Origin of the sequence: Streptomyces sp. NPDC001832, from assembly GCF_040297265.1 — a bacterium.
Taxonomy (GTDB): domain Bacteria; phylum Actinomycetota; class Actinomycetes; order Streptomycetales; family Streptomycetaceae; genus Streptomyces.
The window spans coordinates 59,148-73,052 of sequence record NZ_JBEOYU010000030.1 but is presented as its reverse complement, the minus strand read 5'-3'; the positions used below and the strand labels follow the sequence as shown (position 1 = coordinate 73,052).

The 13,905-nt window shown below is 66.3% G+C and carries 10 protein-coding genes and 3 pseudogenes; 7 read left to right on the top strand and 6 right to left on the bottom strand.

Annotated elements, in window-relative coordinates:
* Nucleotides 1–129: 129 nt before the first annotated feature.
* Together ABT115_RS22050 and ABT115_RS22045 are read right to left on the bottom strand one after the other, a co-directional pair.
* A complete protein-coding gene (locus ABT115_RS22050) occupies nucleotides 130–645 on the bottom strand; it encodes a DUF2247 family protein (RefSeq protein ID WP_351792452.1) in 516 nt (171 codons plus the stop codon).
* Between the two features lie 16 nt (nucleotides 646–661).
* Entirely contained in the window at nucleotides 662–2,131 is a 1,470-nt protein-coding gene (locus ABT115_RS22045) for a polymorphic toxin-type HINT domain-containing protein (protein ID WP_351792462.1), read from the bottom strand.
* 167 nt (nucleotides 2,132–2,298) lie between these two features.
* Here ABT115_RS22045 and ABT115_RS22040 point away from each other — a divergent pair, with 167 nt between their 5' ends.
* Nucleotides 2,299–3,687, top strand: coding sequence for an IS1380 family transposase (locus ABT115_RS22040; RefSeq protein ID WP_351792449.1), 1,389 nt, complete (start codon nucleotides 2,299–2,301; stop codon nucleotides 3,685–3,687).
* Nucleotides 3,688–3,917: 230 nt separating this feature from the next.
* Here the strand turns inward: ABT115_RS22040 and ABT115_RS22035 are convergent, their stop codons facing one another.
* From ABT115_RS22035 to ABT115_RS22025, 3 genes and pseudogenes are all read right to left on the bottom strand, one after another.
* Nucleotides 3,918–4,163 carry a transposase family protein gene (locus ABT115_RS22035; RefSeq protein ID WP_351792459.1) on the bottom strand — a complete coding sequence of 82 codons (246 nt, stop codon included), beginning with the start codon at nucleotides 4,161–4,163 and terminating at the stop codon, nucleotides 3,918–3,920.
* Nucleotides 4,164–4,425: 262 nt separating this feature from the next.
* On the bottom strand, nucleotides 4,426–4,998 hold the full coding sequence (locus tag ABT115_RS22030; protein WP_351792446.1) for a hypothetical protein: 573 nt from the start codon (nucleotides 4,996–4,998) through the stop codon (nucleotides 4,426–4,428).
* A gap of 742 nt (nucleotides 4,999–5,740) precedes the next feature.
* A pseudogene (locus tag ABT115_RS22025) lies at nucleotides 5,741–7,549 on the bottom strand (golvesin C-terminal-like domain-containing protein); the annotation flags it as partial.
* On the opposite strand from ABT115_RS22025, the pseudogene ABT115_RS22020 reads away from it, so the two are divergent.
* From ABT115_RS22020 to ABT115_RS22010, 3 genes and pseudogenes are all read left to right on the top strand, one after another.
* Nucleotides 7,544–7,717: pseudogene (locus tag ABT115_RS22020) on the top strand (transposase); the annotation flags it as partial. The pseudogenes ABT115_RS22025 and ABT115_RS22020 sit on opposite strands and share 6 nt — an antisense overlap.
* A 451-nt stretch (nucleotides 7,718–8,168) precedes the next feature.
* Complete coding sequence (locus ABT115_RS22015; RefSeq protein ID WP_351792444.1) at nucleotides 8,169–8,675, top strand: MmpS family transport accessory protein; 507 nt, start codon at nucleotides 8,169–8,171, stop codon at nucleotides 8,673–8,675.
* A 207-nt stretch (nucleotides 8,676–8,882) separates the two neighbouring features.
* Nucleotides 8,883–10,259, top strand: coding sequence for a uracil-xanthine permease family protein (locus ABT115_RS22010; RefSeq protein ID WP_351792441.1), 1,377 nt, complete (start codon nucleotides 8,883–8,885; stop codon nucleotides 10,257–10,259).
* Here ABT115_RS22010 and ABT115_RS22005 read toward each other — a convergent pair.
* A complete protein-coding gene (locus tag ABT115_RS22005; protein ID WP_351792438.1) occupies nucleotides 10,156–11,517 on the bottom strand; it encodes an RNA-guided endonuclease InsQ/TnpB family protein in 1,362 nt (453 codons plus the stop codon). The two genes, ABT115_RS22010 and ABT115_RS22005, sit on opposite strands and share 104 nt — an antisense overlap.
* Before the next feature lie 27 nt (nucleotides 11,518–11,544).
* Between ABT115_RS22005 and tnpA the strand changes: the two are divergent.
* From tnpA to ABT115_RS21990, 3 genes and pseudogenes are all read left to right on the top strand, one after another.
* Nucleotides 11,545–11,871: pseudogene (tnpA, locus tag ABT115_RS22000) on the top strand (IS200/IS605 family transposase); the annotation flags it as partial.
* A gap of 570 nt (nucleotides 11,872–12,441) precedes the next feature.
* Nucleotides 12,442–12,843, top strand: coding sequence for a DDE-type integrase/transposase/recombinase (locus ABT115_RS21995; protein ID WP_351792458.1), 402 nt, complete (start codon nucleotides 12,442–12,444; stop codon nucleotides 12,841–12,843).
* Nucleotides 12,840–13,622, top strand: a complete 783-nt coding sequence (locus ABT115_RS21990; RefSeq protein WP_351792435.1) for an SAM-dependent methyltransferase — start codon at nucleotides 12,840–12,842, stop codon at nucleotides 13,620–13,622. The genes ABT115_RS21995 and ABT115_RS21990 overlap by 4 nt, the downstream gene beginning before the upstream one ends.
* Nucleotides 13,623–13,905: the final 283 nt, after the last annotated feature.

The window sequence follows — 13,905 nt, the reverse complement described above, 5'->3', positions numbered from 1 at the left end:
TGGAGGTCATCGATCACAACGGAGCTTCGCCTGTATCAGTCACACCCTCGCTGACCAGCACGTTCACGAGGCCAAACGACCTTGCAACAGCCCTGGCCGCTGGACAGCGGCGACCCCCAGGCCCGGGAATCACGCCCCGGCGAGCAATCGACCTCTAGGATCCCTTTGCGTAAGGGCGTTGCTCCATCCCGCAAGGAAATCCGAGAGAGCCCTTTCGCCTAGCAGCGGATACAAATGCGCCGGCAGCCCCTCTTGCGGATAGATGATCTGAGTCATCCCGTCGGGACATCCCAGGTCCGACCAAACCGAGTCGAGGGTCTCGAATTTCTCTACCGGGTCGCGAATTTCGTTCGCCGCGACAACCGTGAAGTAGTACTGCCAGACTTCACCTGAGTCGTCGCGCTCGTACCTGGACAGTCGAAACGCCAGATCCCGGATTTGGTCCACCTCATCCGAAAGAAGCGAAGTCATCTCCAGCTCCTCCGGAACCAGGGGAACCCTATTTCGGGCCAACCCATCGATCACCTTGGCCAGGAGTTGCACGTCAATGAGCCCATTGCGATACCCGTATGCAAGCTCTCCCGGATATGGGAATCCAGGATCCAGGAAGATGTCCGCCTTGAACCTGGGCCATACCTCACGCATGCAACGCCACCTCCAGTCACCGACGAGGCTCGAATGCCTCATGTACAAGAACGCCTCGCGGATCGACGATCCAGTGAAATATGCCAGACTTCCCGTTTACCTCACCAGGCACCGACGCGTGGAGCATTGTGTCTGGGTTCATTGGATCTCTCTGTGCCTGGCGCCAGACTGTTCCATGCTCGGCGATCTGGTCTTGCATGTATATGGGAGCCCGATGGTAGGGGTCTGACTTCTTCGCAGCTGAACTGCCGCGAGGCGCGTTCTGAATTACGTCCTGCGCCTCCTGCGAGGTGGGCAAATGATGCAGGTTCGGCGCGACAGTGCAGTTATGCACCAGGACCGGAGTAGCCCCCGCCAGCACATAGTACGTGTGGACGCCGGTGACGGTGAGGTTGTGGACTCGTTCGTTGCGGTGGCTGTCGTCGATCGCGGTGATCTGGGTCCAGGTGCCCGATGAGGTCTGGAGCCACATGCCCGGCTTGAGCTGTTGGGCCTTGACCCACTTGCCCGCGTCCGGGAGCCAGAAGAGGTGTGCCGAGGTTGAGGTGATCTTGCCCGGCTTGGCCTGGCCGTCCTTGCCGTCGGGGTCGACGGTGAGGGTGACCAGGTGCTTGTCGCTCTTGTGGTTACGGGTGTCGGTGACTTCGCGTGCCCTGGTGTCGCCCGTCTCCGGGTCGGTGGCCAGGACCTGCTCGCCGACGTTCAGGTCCTCGATGTTCTTGCTGGACCCGTCCGCCATCACCACGCGCGTGCCCGGCACGAAGCTGTTCTTGCAGCTCGGTGCCGCCTGCGGCGTAGCCGCTGGTGCGTCCTTCGGTGCGGCCGGTGCCGCGGGTGCCGCCTTCGCGGTGTCGGCCACGTTGTCTGCGGCCTTCACCGTGTCGGCCACGTTGTCCGCGGTTTTCGCGCCGTCGGAGATGGCGTCGACGGCCTTGACCGTCTTGGACGCCAGCCGTGCCCCGGTAACCGCGCTGCCCGCGAACGGGATCATCCCCGCCGCGGAGAGACCCGCGTCGACCCAGTTGCCCTCGGCCGCGTACCAGATCGCGTTCGCACCGTCGGCGATCTCGCCGATCACCGGGACCTGACCCGCGACGTCCAGCACCGCGTGCCCGATGTCCGAGATCGAGATGTCGACGCCGAAGAGGTGACCGTCCAGCTCCACGAAGGCGATCGGGTTGCCGCCCGCGAACGCGTACCGGTTGCCCGTGTACGGGTCGCTGCCCAGCGTCATGTCCGCCAGTGCGCCGTTGTACATGTCCCGCGTCAGGAACCGGTTCAGTCCCGGGTCGTAGTTGCGGAACCCCATGTCGTACGTGCCCGACGCGGCGTCGTAGCGCTTGCCGTTGTACCGGTACTCGTTGTACGGCTCCGCCGCCGGGTTCTGGGCGTCCGGCTTGTCCGCGCCGGTGAAGAGCTTCGACTCGTCCGAGCCGTACGCGGTGTATCCGTACGTCGCCCGGGTCGTGCCATCGTCCTTCGTGATCGCCTCGACGTCACCCTTGGGGTGGTAGGTGTACTGCGAGTACTCCTCCTGGATCCACCGATCGGTGATGGGCCGTGGGAAGGGCTGACGCAGAGAGGTGCCCGCTGAGCTGGGATGATGGGAGTTCTCACGCTTCCATCAGGCCCGACCAGCAAGGCACCTCGTAAGTGAAATCCTCCCACAGCTCAGCGGCGACGTTCGCCGCCTTTGACGATCCGAACCTGCTCGCGCACGGCGGGCTGGCGCCTGCGGTCCGACTGGCCGAGCGGTGTGGCTTGCCCGAGCTGGTCCGCACCAGGGTCCGCCTGGACCAAGCGGGCAACGGGGCCGGGGCCGCACCGGACGCGAAGGTGATGTCGCTGGTCACCGCGATGCTCGCGGGCGCGGACAGCATCGACGACACCGACGTACTGCGGCACGGCGCGATGGCCAAGGCGTTCGCCGGGATGCGTGCCCCCTCCACCCTCGGCAGTTTCCTGCGCGCGTTCACCTGGGGCCATGTGCGCCAACTGCAGTCCGCCGTCAGCGCTTTCACTTGCCGACTGGCCGGGCACTGCCAGTTGCTGCCCGGCGCGGACCAGGTGGTCTACCTGGACATCGACTCCAAGGTGAAGCAGGTCTACGGCGCCGCCAAGCAGGGTGCCGAACACGGCTATACCAAGGTCCGCGGCCTGCACTTCCAGATCGTCGTCGCCTCCACCCCGCTCGCCGCCCCGGTCATCGTCGCCGAACGGCTGCGCAAGGGCTCGGCCGGCTCCGCCAAGGGCGCCGCCACGCTGATCGCCGAGGCCATCAAGGCCGTGCGGGCCATGGGCGCCACCGCCATGGTCGTTGTCCGCGCCGACTCGGCGTTCTTCTCCCACAAGGTCGTCGCCGTCTGCCGCCGCCACAAGGCCCGTTTCTCCCTGGCCGTCGCCCAGCGCAAGAAGGTCCGCGAACTCATCACCACCATCCCCGAGACCGCCTGGACGCCGATCAAGTACCCCAAGGCGATCTGGGACAAGGACGAGGAGCGCTGGATCTCGGACGCGGAAGTCGCCGAGGTCGAGTACACCGCGTTCACCGGCAAGGCAAAGAAGTACCGCGCCACCGCCCGGCTCCTGGTCCGCCGGGTGCGGCGGCTGAACGACACCCATATCCCGGACGGGCAGGGCGAGTTGTTCAAGGTCTGGCGCTTCCACGCGGTGTTCACCGACAGCTCCTACACGCTGGTCGAAGCGGAGCGGTGCCACCGCGCGCACGCCATAGTGGAGCAGGTCTTCGCCGATCTGGAGGACTCCGCACTGGGCCATCTGCCGTCGGGGAAGTTCACCGCGAACGCCGCCTGGCTCACCCTGGCCGTGCTCGCCCACAATCTCACCCGCGCCCTGGGCACGCTCGCCTCGGCGTTCCATGCCAAGGCCCGCACGGACACCATCCGCCGCCAACTCCTGGCCGTCCCAGCACGGTTGGCTGCCCGAGCCCGCACCCTGACCTTCCACCTGCCCGAACGCTGGCCGTGGCAGGACGCCTTCACCAGCCTGCGGATGGCAGTCGGCTGCAAGCTACGGACCTGATCCGCTCAGCAGACCCGCCCACCCACGACCAAGGACCTCGGAGACCCCGCCACCGGGACGGCCACCTGGCACTCACCCCTGCCTACCAGCGGAAACCCGCCTGGAACCTCGTGCTGAAATCACCCGAAACCGCCTACCGGAATGGCGTCGGTGGATTCAGGCTCACTCGTCGTACCGTCGCCACCGGCATCAATTCGCCGGGCTTCGGCCCCACGGGACTCGGCAGGAATTCATGGTCGCGGGAACAGCCGAATGGGGATCCCTTTCCCGGTGCCGGTCATCGCGGCCGGGCACCGAGCCGGGCCAGGACGTCCTGCGGGGCGTCGGCCCGCCCACTCGTTGATCGCCGTGAAGCTCCTCGCCCCGGTCACCACGGCGGAGCAGGCGCTCAGCAACACTGCCACGAAGGGGTGACGCTTCCCGCGCCGGCACCGTGGATCGGCCGGCGTGGCCAGCCGATCGGCCAGCGGACCCATCGCGCGGTGCTGACGGGTGGGCGACTTGACCAGGCAGACGGTGCGAGACTGAGGGCACATCAAAGCTCCGTTGCGCGAAGGGGACTTGGCAAGGTCACCTCCACAACGGAGCCTCGTTTCGTCCGGTCGCGGACCCTCCCGGCATCGTCACACCGCCGTAACCTGCACGCTCACGACATCACCGTGACTTTGCAATCGCCCTGGGTGGGGCCCTGCTCTCGCCGGAATCGGCGGAAACAGGGCCCCCTTCATTCACCTACTGTCAGCCGGTGCGTTGATGGCGCTTAGCCATCGCTGCGCTGTGACGCGCGAACTGCTCCTCGCCGAGGCCCCGCATTCCGAGGTCGCGGTAAAGCTGTTCCACAGTGTCGTTGACCAGCAGGTCCGGATGCGCGCGGGTCAGTTCCTCCAGCACGTCTCTTCCGAAACGGAGGACCGCCCTGAGCAGTTCCAAGTAGGTGCACGAGGCGGATGCCCCGGTGGAGAGGTGTCGCAGCGACACGTCCGGACCGGACAGTGCGAGCCGGGTCGGACCGGCCCGCTCGGCCAGTTCCATCTCGGTCGTGCCGTCCAGCGCCAGGGCGTCCAGCGAATACCTCCAGGAGAAAAGGAAGTCGAAGACCGGAACGTGCCGGTAGTGGAACTCGACTCCATCAATCTCGAGCGAGATGTCCCCGAAGAAGCTTCGCTCGCGGATCTGCCATTCCGGCAGGTTCACGAGATCGCTGAGCACTCCACGGGCGAGGATCTTGGCTGCTTCCCCGCCGTCGCCCACCGGTACCCAGGTGAAGGCGACGTCTCTGCGGCCTTCGCCGCTGTTGTCGTTTACATCCATGCTAGTTCCCGAAATCGATGGGATTGTAGGGGTAGGCGTCACGCAGCGAGCCGTCCGGATTGAGGACGACCTCGACATCGTAGATGTCGTACTCGCCCTGCCGCTGACCTGCGACACCGACGCGGTCGATACCCAGCTCGTCGAGCAGCTCATCACCGATTTCCGCACGGTGGATTGTGCCCGTCCTGTTCTGGGTGTTGGGCACCCCGGTCGGGTCCTGCTGGAGGACATCATCGATCACACGGGTGCGAGCGTCCCAGTCCATGGTCCAAGCCGTGCCGTCCGGACCCCTGTCCGGGCCGCCGACGGTGTGCTTGCTGTCGATGTAACTCTTGACCTCATCGGTGATGGTGACGCCGCCGCTCGAGGAAGAGCCACCGCTACCGCCACCGCCACCGCCACCGCCGCCGGTGCTCTCCATGCGGGCGATGCTGTCGCCGAGGCCCATCGCACCGTGGACGGAGACAAACGCGCCCGCCGTGATGAGCCCGGCGCCGCCGACCACGCCGGCCGCGCTGGCGATGCAGACCGTGCCGAGGGTGGGAATGGCTCCTGCCACGCACCCGCCCACGGAGCCGGCCACCAGGGCGGCTCCGCCGAACATGCTGCCGACTCCGCCGGCCATTTCGAGCAGGCTGCCACCCGCGTCGAGCAACGCGTCGGAGTTGTGGTCTGCCCAGTCCAGTGTCGAGTCCAGGGCCTCCCCGCCGGCGTCGACCGCGTCCTCGCACCAGCCCCAGCCGAAGCAGTGCCCGTCCAGCTCGACACGGCTGACGGGGTTGCCGCCGGTGAAGGCGTAGCGGTTGCCCGTGTACGGGTCGCTGCCGAGGCCCATGTCGGCCAGAGCGCCGTTGTACATGTCACGGGTGGTGAAGCGGTTCAGGCCCGGGTCGTAGTTGCGGAAGCCCATGTCGTAGGTGCCGGACTGGGCGTCCCAGCGCTTCGCGTTGTAGCGGTAGGGGTTGTACTCCTCCTTGCCCGGAGCGGCCGGGTCGGGCTTGTCCGCACCGGTGAACTCCGACGCGTCGTCGGAACCGTAGGCGCTGTAGCCGTACGTGGCCTTGGTGTCGCCGGCGCCGTCGGTCAGCGTCTCCACGTCGGTGTGGCTGTTGTAACCGTAGAACGAGTCCTCGGTCGTGCCGTCCGCGTTGTGCTTGATCTGCGAGAGCCGCTCGCCCCACGGGCTGTACTGGTAGGACTTGGTCAGCTCGCCGGCGACCTCTTCGTTCAGCACCTCGCTCGACACGCCGAGGTAGGCGAACTCGGTCGTCTTGCCGCCCGCCGTCTTCGAGGTGGTCCGGTCCAGCGGGTCGAAGGCGTACGTGGTCGACTTCAGGGCACCCGTGTCGTCCATCTTCTGGGACTCGACGACGTGGTCGAATCCGTCGTAGACGGTGCGGGAGACGACCTGCCCGCCGCTGGTGACCGACTCCTGGCGGCCGAACGGGTCGTAGGTGTAGTCGGCGGTCAGCCCCGAGGTCGACGCGGACTGCAGCCGGTTGCGGTCGTAGTGGAAGGTCGTCGACGTGCCCTTGACCGTCTGGCTGATGACGTTGGCGTTGTCGTCGTGGACATACGTCTCCGTGCCCGCGCCGTTGCCCGTCTTGACCGTCTTGGCCAGCCTGTCGCCCGGGTCGTAGGTGTAGTCGGTGGTTGAGTCGAGGTACGCCGCGTGGTTGTCGGCGTTCATCTTCTTCGCCACGTCCTGCGCCTTGTTGCCATTGGCGTCGTAGGCGTAGGTGTGCGAGGTGACGAGCGTGCCGTTCGGCTTCTTCTCCGACGTGGACTTCAGCGCACCGTCGAGGAAGTAGCCGTAGTCGACGGTGTTGTCGTTGGCCTTGGTCTCCTTCAGCTTCTGGCCGCGGGCGGTGTACGTGTAGGACGTCACCTTCGGCGAGGAGTCCGTGGCCGTCTTCCCGACCGTGACGGTCTTGACCAGGTCACGCAGGTCGTAGGCGTACGCGGAGTGCTGGTCGGGATGAGTGATCGTCTCCGTCAGACCGTTGGCGTCGTACGTGTAGGACGTCGCCTTCTTCTCCTGGCCGGTCAGGGCCTCGGTCACCTTCTGGACCTGGTTGAGGCCCGTGTAGGCGATCGTGTAGGCGTCGACCTTCGCACCGGAGGAGGTGTCGTCGATCGACGTCATGTTGCCGTTGACGTCGTACGCGTAGGAGAAGCTGTGCTTCTCCGTGTCGGTCTCGCCGGCGGTGTCCCGGACCAGCTTGACCGCGTCGGCCACCACCGTGCCGCCGCTGTTCTGCGACAGCTTCAGTTCGGCCGCGTTGCCCTGGGTGAAGGTGTACGAGCCCAGGCTGACCCAGGTCTCGGCGGCGGCGGTCTGGTCCCTGGTCACGTCCACCGTGCCGGTGGCGTGCTTGACCGTGTACTTCGCCGACGTCGTGGCGCCCGTGACCTTCGGGTACTTCACGTACGCGGTGTACGTGCCGTCCTTGGGAATGTTGAGCTTCCACGCGAAGGCGTCGGTGCCGGTGCCGGCGGCGTGGGTGCGGTGGTCGTAGCCGTGCTGGCCGGTGACGTCACCCGTGGCAAACCGCGCCTCTGGGAGCCCCGTCGCCTGCGGTTGCGACTGTTCTCCGCTGCTGCCCAACTCATCACCACCGCCCGCCAACGGCACCTACGATTCGCCCACCACTGGCCATGGACCGACGTGATCACAGACGCGATCAGACGGCTCGAAACCCTCCCGAACCCAGGCTGACCAGCAACAACCCGTCCCGACGAGCAGAAAAACCACCGACCGGAACCGTGGAATCCGGCGCACACCCGATGCGGCGATCGGGCCACCTGCACGCCCGCACACGCTCCACAACGAGGAATTGGCCGCCAGCCGAAGCTGACGACCAATCACGAAAGATCGAGGCTAACCTTACTTTCACGATGCCCTTCCTGGGGCGGACCTCTTCTCGCGCGCGAGAGCACAAAATGAAGGCACGCCAATTACGCCGACCCGAGTTTTCGGGCCGGCTATGGGGTGAACTTGCGTCACCCCTGGCCAGGGGCATGGCGATGTCTAGTCAACCCAAAGGCGCCACGTCAACCCTCAGGACAATTCGGATACGTCCGCTTCTTCCGCGTGCTCGCGCACACCGGATCTCCTGGTGTATAACCGCCCGGTTCTGAAATACGCGCCGATCGAAAGCCGGACCCCCATGCCACAACCGACGGAATCCACGGAATCAGCCAAGCCCGCGGAAACGACCGAAATTGTCGAAAGCCCCGAGGTTTCGACGGACACCCCAAGGGGAACCGACCGGCGCGCAATCGCCATAGCCGCGGCCCTCCTCCTCGCCTGCGGCGGTCTCATCGGCTACGGCATCCTCGACACCCCCGACAAGCCGAAGCCCCGCGCGGTCCCCACCGCCGAGGTGACCTACGAGGTCACCGGTAAGGGCACCGCCGAGATCTCCTACCTGGCCCGCAGCGAGGTCGGCAACGCCACGGTCGTCTCCGACGTAGCACTGCCCTGGAAGAAATCGGTCCAAGTCCCGCTCGGCAAGGCCCCCGTGGTCAACATCACCCTGAACGAACAGGGCGGCCAGGCCAGCTGCACCCTGGCCATCCGTGGCAAGCACGTCCAACGCGCCACCGTCATGGGCGAATACGGCCGTGCCACCTGCACCAGCGAACTGCCCGCGGCGGACGGAAGTACCGGCTGACGCCCGACCGGGAGGCGGCCTCCCGGTCGAGGCTCACCCTGTGCCGGGCCCTCGTACCATTATCGACGTGCAACGCCTCGTAGGTCCTCCACGAGCGGGACAGGTCACGCGGATGGCAGTCCGGGTGGGTTCGGCACGGGGTGGTGCGAATGGTGACCGCTGATCTTGTACTTTCCGTTCGGCAAGTACACGAATGGAGAGTGCTTAATGTCAGGTTTCGGGTGGAAGCTGCACGGGGATGGCCGGCATCTGAAACCAGGCGAGGTCGTCAAGCCCGACGAGCGGCTCACCTGGACCCGCACGGTCGGGTTGGGTGCGCAGCACGTCGTCTCGATGATCGGTGCCTGTTTCGTCGCCCCGGTGCTCATGGGGCTCAATCCGAGCCTTGGCCTCATGGCCTCGGGTGTCGCGACCTTGCTGTTCCTGGTCATCACGCGCGGACGAGTCCCGAGCTACCTGGGATCGTCGCTCTCCTTCGTCGGTGTCGCCGCTGTCATCGGAAGCCAGGGCGGTGGGCCGGCGGAACTCACCGGCGCCCTGTTCGTGGTGGGCCTCGCCCTGGCCGTGGTCGGTGTCGTGGTCCAGTTCCTGGGCGCGCGGGTCGTCCATGCGGTGTTGCCGCCGGTGGTCACTGGTGCCGTGGTCATGCTGATCGGCTTCAACCTCGCTCCGGTGGCTGCGGGGACCTACTGGCCGCAAGACCAGTGGACGGCGCTCGCCACGATGCTGTTCACCGGCCTCGCGCTCGTCGTCCTGCGCGGATTCTGGTCACGTATCGCCATTTTCCTGGGGCTGGTCTTCGGTTACGCGCTCTCCTGGATCCTTGACCTCACCCTGGGCAAGATCCACTCCGCCGATGCCGGCGGCAAGGTCGTGGACCACTGGCGTCTCGACCTGAGCTCGGTCAAGGACGCCGCCTGGATCGGCTTCCCTGACATGCACGCGCCCTCGTTCAGTGCGTCGGCGATCGTCGTCGCCCTCCCTGTCCTGATCGCTCTGGTGGCCGAGAACACCGGCCACATCAAGGCGGTCGGCGAGATGACCGGCGACCCCCTCGACGACAAGCTCGGCACTGCCATCGCCGCGGACGGCGCGGCCACCATGCTCTCCACGGTTGCCGGTGGCCCCGCCACGACCACTTACGCCGAGAACATCGGCGTCATGGCCGCCACCCGCGTCTACTCGACCGCCGCCTACATGTGCGCCGCGTTCTTCGCGCTCTTCTTCGGTCTGTGCCCGAAGTTCGGGGCGTTTGTGGCTGCCATCCCGGGCGGCGTGCTGGGCGGCATCACCGTCATCCTCTACGGCATGATCGGTCTGCTCGGCGCTCAGATCTGGGTCCGCAACAAGGTTGACTTCAGTCAGCCGCTCAACCTGATTCCGGCTGCAGCCGGCGTCATCGTCGGCATCGGCGACGTGTCGCTGAAGATCACTGACAACTTCGAGCTCAGCGGCATCGCCCTCGGCACCCTTGTGGTGCTCACCGGCTACCACTCCCTCCGTTGGCTCTCCAAAACAGCGGCCACGCCGCATGGAGCGCTGCTGGACGAGGGCACGACGAGGTACGACGACTCGGCGATTTGACGTGCTCCCTGGTCTGAAGTCCAGGGATTCCGGCCTGGGTCGTCTGACCCTTCCGAGGGCTTCCTGCTTCAACGCGCTGTGCGGGCACGTGTGCCCGTCTTACCGGCACTCCACAGGCGTTTAGCGTCTCCACCCGTCCAGTGGCGACGATTCGGCGTCCTTCGAACAGGACGTTACGTGCCGCGTTGTGGTCGCGGTCGTGCACGGTCCCACACTCCTTGCACGTCCACTCGCGGACGTGCAGGGGCTTGGGTCCGTCCCGGAATCCGCAGGCCGAGCAGACCTGAGAGGACGGGAAGGCCCGGTCCACCCTGGCGAAGGTACGGCCGTGCAGAGCCGCCTTGTACTCCAGCATGCCGACGAACACGGACCATCCCGCGTCGTACACGGACTTGGCAAGCCGGGTGCGCCCGAGACCGGACACCGCGAGGTCTTCCACGTACACCGCTTGGTTGTCGCGAATGATCTGCGTGGATACCTTGTGGTGCCAGTCCCGGCGCCGGTCGGCCACCTTGGCGTGCTGGCGTGCAACCCTGATACGGGCCTTGGCCCGGTTCTTCGACCCCTTGGCCTTACGGGACAGCTCCCGCTGAAGGCGCTTGAGCTTCTTCTCCGCCCGGCGCAGAAAGCGCGGGCTGTCGATCTTCGTCCCGTCGGACAGGACCGCGAAGACGGACAAGCCGAGGTCGAGACCGGCGTCGGTCTCCAGGCCGGGCAGGATGTCCGGCTCGGTGTCCACGACGAAGCTGAGGAAGTACCGGCCACAGCTGTCCTTGGTGACGGTCAGGGACGTGGGCGCGGCCGGAAGCCGGCGGGACCACTTGACCTTGAGGTTGCCGACCTTGGCCACATACACCATGCCGTTCTCCGTCAGGGAGAAGGCGTTGGTGTTGAGGCGGATCGACTGCCGGGTGTCCTTCTTCGATTTGTAGCGGGGAGGGCCGGCCTTGCGGCCCTGCCGCTTGCCCTCGAGGCTGTCGAAGAAGTTCTTGTAGGCGGTGTCCAGGTCCCGCAGGGACTGTTGCAGGACGACCGCCGACACGTCGGCGAGCCAGGCGCGTTCCTCGGTGCGCTTGGCCTGGGTGATACGAAGCCGGGACAGCTCGGCCGACTTCACATACGGCAGCCCGGCCGCGTGCGCTTCCTTCCGGTCGCGCAGGCAGTCGTTCCACACCACGCGGGCGCACCCGAACGCATTCGCCAGCGCACGGCGCTGGGAGGCGTCCGGGTAGGCCCGGTAGTTGTAGCGGAGCTGCATATCCAAGACCCTACTACGATTGGTCTCATGGATATCCAGAACGATTATAGGCTTGGCAGGCATGTGGTTTCGGCGATGCATGTGCACTTGGTCTTCGTAACGAAGTACCGGAGCGGGGTGTTCAACGACGAGATGCTGACGCGCTGCGAAGAGATCATGCGCAAGGTCTGCGAGGACTTCGAAGCGGAGCTGAAGGAGTTCAACGGCGAACGTGATCACGTCCACCTGTTGGTGCACTACCCGCCCAAGGTCGCCGTCTCGAAGCTGGTCAACAGCCTCAAGGGCGTCTCCGCTCGCCGGATACGGCAGGAATTCACCGGCCGGGCGCGGGCGGCGCTGCTTCAGCCGCCGTTCGCGCCCGCCCCCCTGCTGGGCGAGGTGCGGGCGGATTCGACGCAAACACCGCCGGTCAACCTGGAAGGAACTCCGCAACCGCTATTGCGGCGGCGGATGGTAACCCGCCAGTGAGAACAGAGAGCTGTACGACCCCGAGAAGGCAGGAACGACCCGCTACCGGTATCGGGGCTCCGTTATCCCGACTCCCTGGCCTGTCACGGGATGAGAAAATCCAACACGCGGCTCACTACGGGACTTGCGGAGAGCCCGGTGCATTGAAAGGGACTGCCCGCCGGGTTCGGGAAGCCGTCCGGGGAAACGGACCGGCCGAAAGGCCGGAACCGCGCCCCGGACCGACTTTCACCGACCGGCCACACACGAGCTCGTAGCGTTCATCGACGAGCACCAGGACCGCTTCGGCGGCGTCGAGCCGATCTGCAGGACGCTCACCGAGCACGACTGCAGCATCGCCCCTTCCGCCTACTACGCGGCGAAGAAGCGCGCAGGCCGGCCCCTCGGCCCGGCTGGTCCGGGATGCCGGACTCAAGGGGCTGATCCGAGAGGTCTACCACGCCAACTTCCGTGTCTATGGGGCCCGCAAAGTCTGGCGCGAGCTGGCAGGGCCACACCGTGGCCCGGTGCACCGTCGAGCGCCTGATGCGCGAGCTCGGTATCGCCGGCGCCGTCCGCGGCAAGAAGGTGATCACCACGAATCCGGACCACTCTGCCGAGCGGGCACCGGACTTGCTGGACTGCGACTTCGTCGCATCGGCGCCTAACCGCAGCTGGGTGGCCGACTTCACGCACGTGAAGACCTGGTCGGGCATCATCTACGTCGCGTTCGTCGTGGACACCTTCTCCCGCCGGATCGTCGGATGGGCTGCCGCCACGACGAAAAGAGGCCCGGCTCGTCCTGGACGCACTGGACGGGAGCAATGTGTCATCGGCATAAGGGAGTTGCTGGGGCGCTGCGCTACGTTGAAGGCGTGACTGACATCGAATCGCGCATCGACACGTCCCGGCCGCATACCGCCCGGATATGGAACTACTGGACCGGCGGCAAGGACAATTACCCGGTCGATCGAGAAGCCGGCGACCGGATAGCGGAGCTGCATCCCGGGATCGGGGAGTACGCGAAAGCGGACCGGCTGTTCCTGGGGCGGGCGGTACGGTATCTGGCCGAACAAGAGGGCATCCGGCAGTTCCTGGACATCGGGACGGGGCTGCCGAGCGCCGACAACACACACGAGGTCGCCCAGCGTGTAGCCCCCGACGCGCGTGTCGTGTACGTGGACAACGACCCGCTCGTGCTCGCTCATGCCCGCGCGCTGCTCGTCGGGACTCCCGAGGGGCGAACGGACTACCTGGATGCGGACCTGCGGGACGTCGACACGATCCTGGCCGCCGCTTCGAAGACGCTCGACCTCTCGCAGCCGGTCTCGCTGATACTGCTCGGGGTCGTCATCTTCATCGAGGACGACGAGGCGTCGTACGCGATCGTCCGCCGCCTCATGGACGCGCTCGCACCCGGCAGCCACCTCGTCCTGTCCCACACGGTCACTCACCCCGACATGCCGGACGTCGACGCGGCAGTGGCGTTCTGGAACGAGCACGGCACCCCGAAGCTCACCCAGCGGACCCCTGCTGCCGTCGCGCGCTACTTCGACGGCCTGGAACTACTCGAGCCCGGGGTGGTGTCGTGCTCCGCGTGGCGGCCGGAGACACCGACGCCGGACGTTGCGATGTACGCGGGCGTCGGCCGCAAGTGAGGGCGGGCGCGGGCGGTCTGTACGTCCGTACGCCAGGACCAGCGTGTCGAGCACCGGCCGCGTACACCAGCGGGAAAAGGATGTGCGCGTGACAGCGCGCCCGGACCGCGGTGATGTGGCCCCGGTGCGGTACGGGACCAGCCCCACATCCGAGACGGCTAAGGGCTCCAGCAACTTCAAGTTGAAACGTGCTCAATGACCGGCCGTGCTGCTGTAGCGCCAACAACAGGCGGGTTGATGCAGGCGGAATGCCGCCATGTCACAAATCCGCCGGGCCCGGCCC

What these genes read in the sequence shown, in the direction of transcription:
- ABT115_RS22050 (WP_351792452.1), bottom strand. Translation starts at nt 645, where the DNA reads ATGCGTGAGGTATGGCCCAGGTTCAAGGCGGACATCTTCCTGGATCCT.
- ABT115_RS22035 (WP_351792459.1), bottom strand. Translation starts at nt 4,163, where the DNA reads ATGGGTCCGCTGGCCGATCGGCTGGCCACGCCGGCCGATCCACGGTGC.
- ABT115_RS22030 (WP_351792446.1), bottom strand. Translation starts at nt 4,998, where the DNA reads ATGGATGTAAACGACAACAGCGGCGAAGGCCGCAGAGACGTCGCCTTC.
- ABT115_RS22015 (WP_351792444.1), top strand. Translation starts at nt 8,169, where the DNA reads ATGCCACAACCGACGGAATCCACGGAATCAGCCAAGCCCGCGGAAACG.
- ABT115_RS22010 (WP_351792441.1), top strand. Translation starts at nt 8,883, where the DNA reads ATGTCAGGTTTCGGGTGGAAGCTGCACGGGGATGGCCGGCATCTGAAA.
- ABT115_RS22005 (WP_351792438.1), bottom strand. Translation starts at nt 11,517, where the DNA reads ATGCAGCTCCGCTACAACTACCGGGCCTACCCGGACGCCTCCCAGCGC.
- ABT115_RS21995 (WP_351792458.1), top strand. Translation starts at nt 12,442, where the DNA reads ATGGGGCCCGCAAAGTCTGGCGCGAGCTGGCAGGGCCACACCGTGGCC.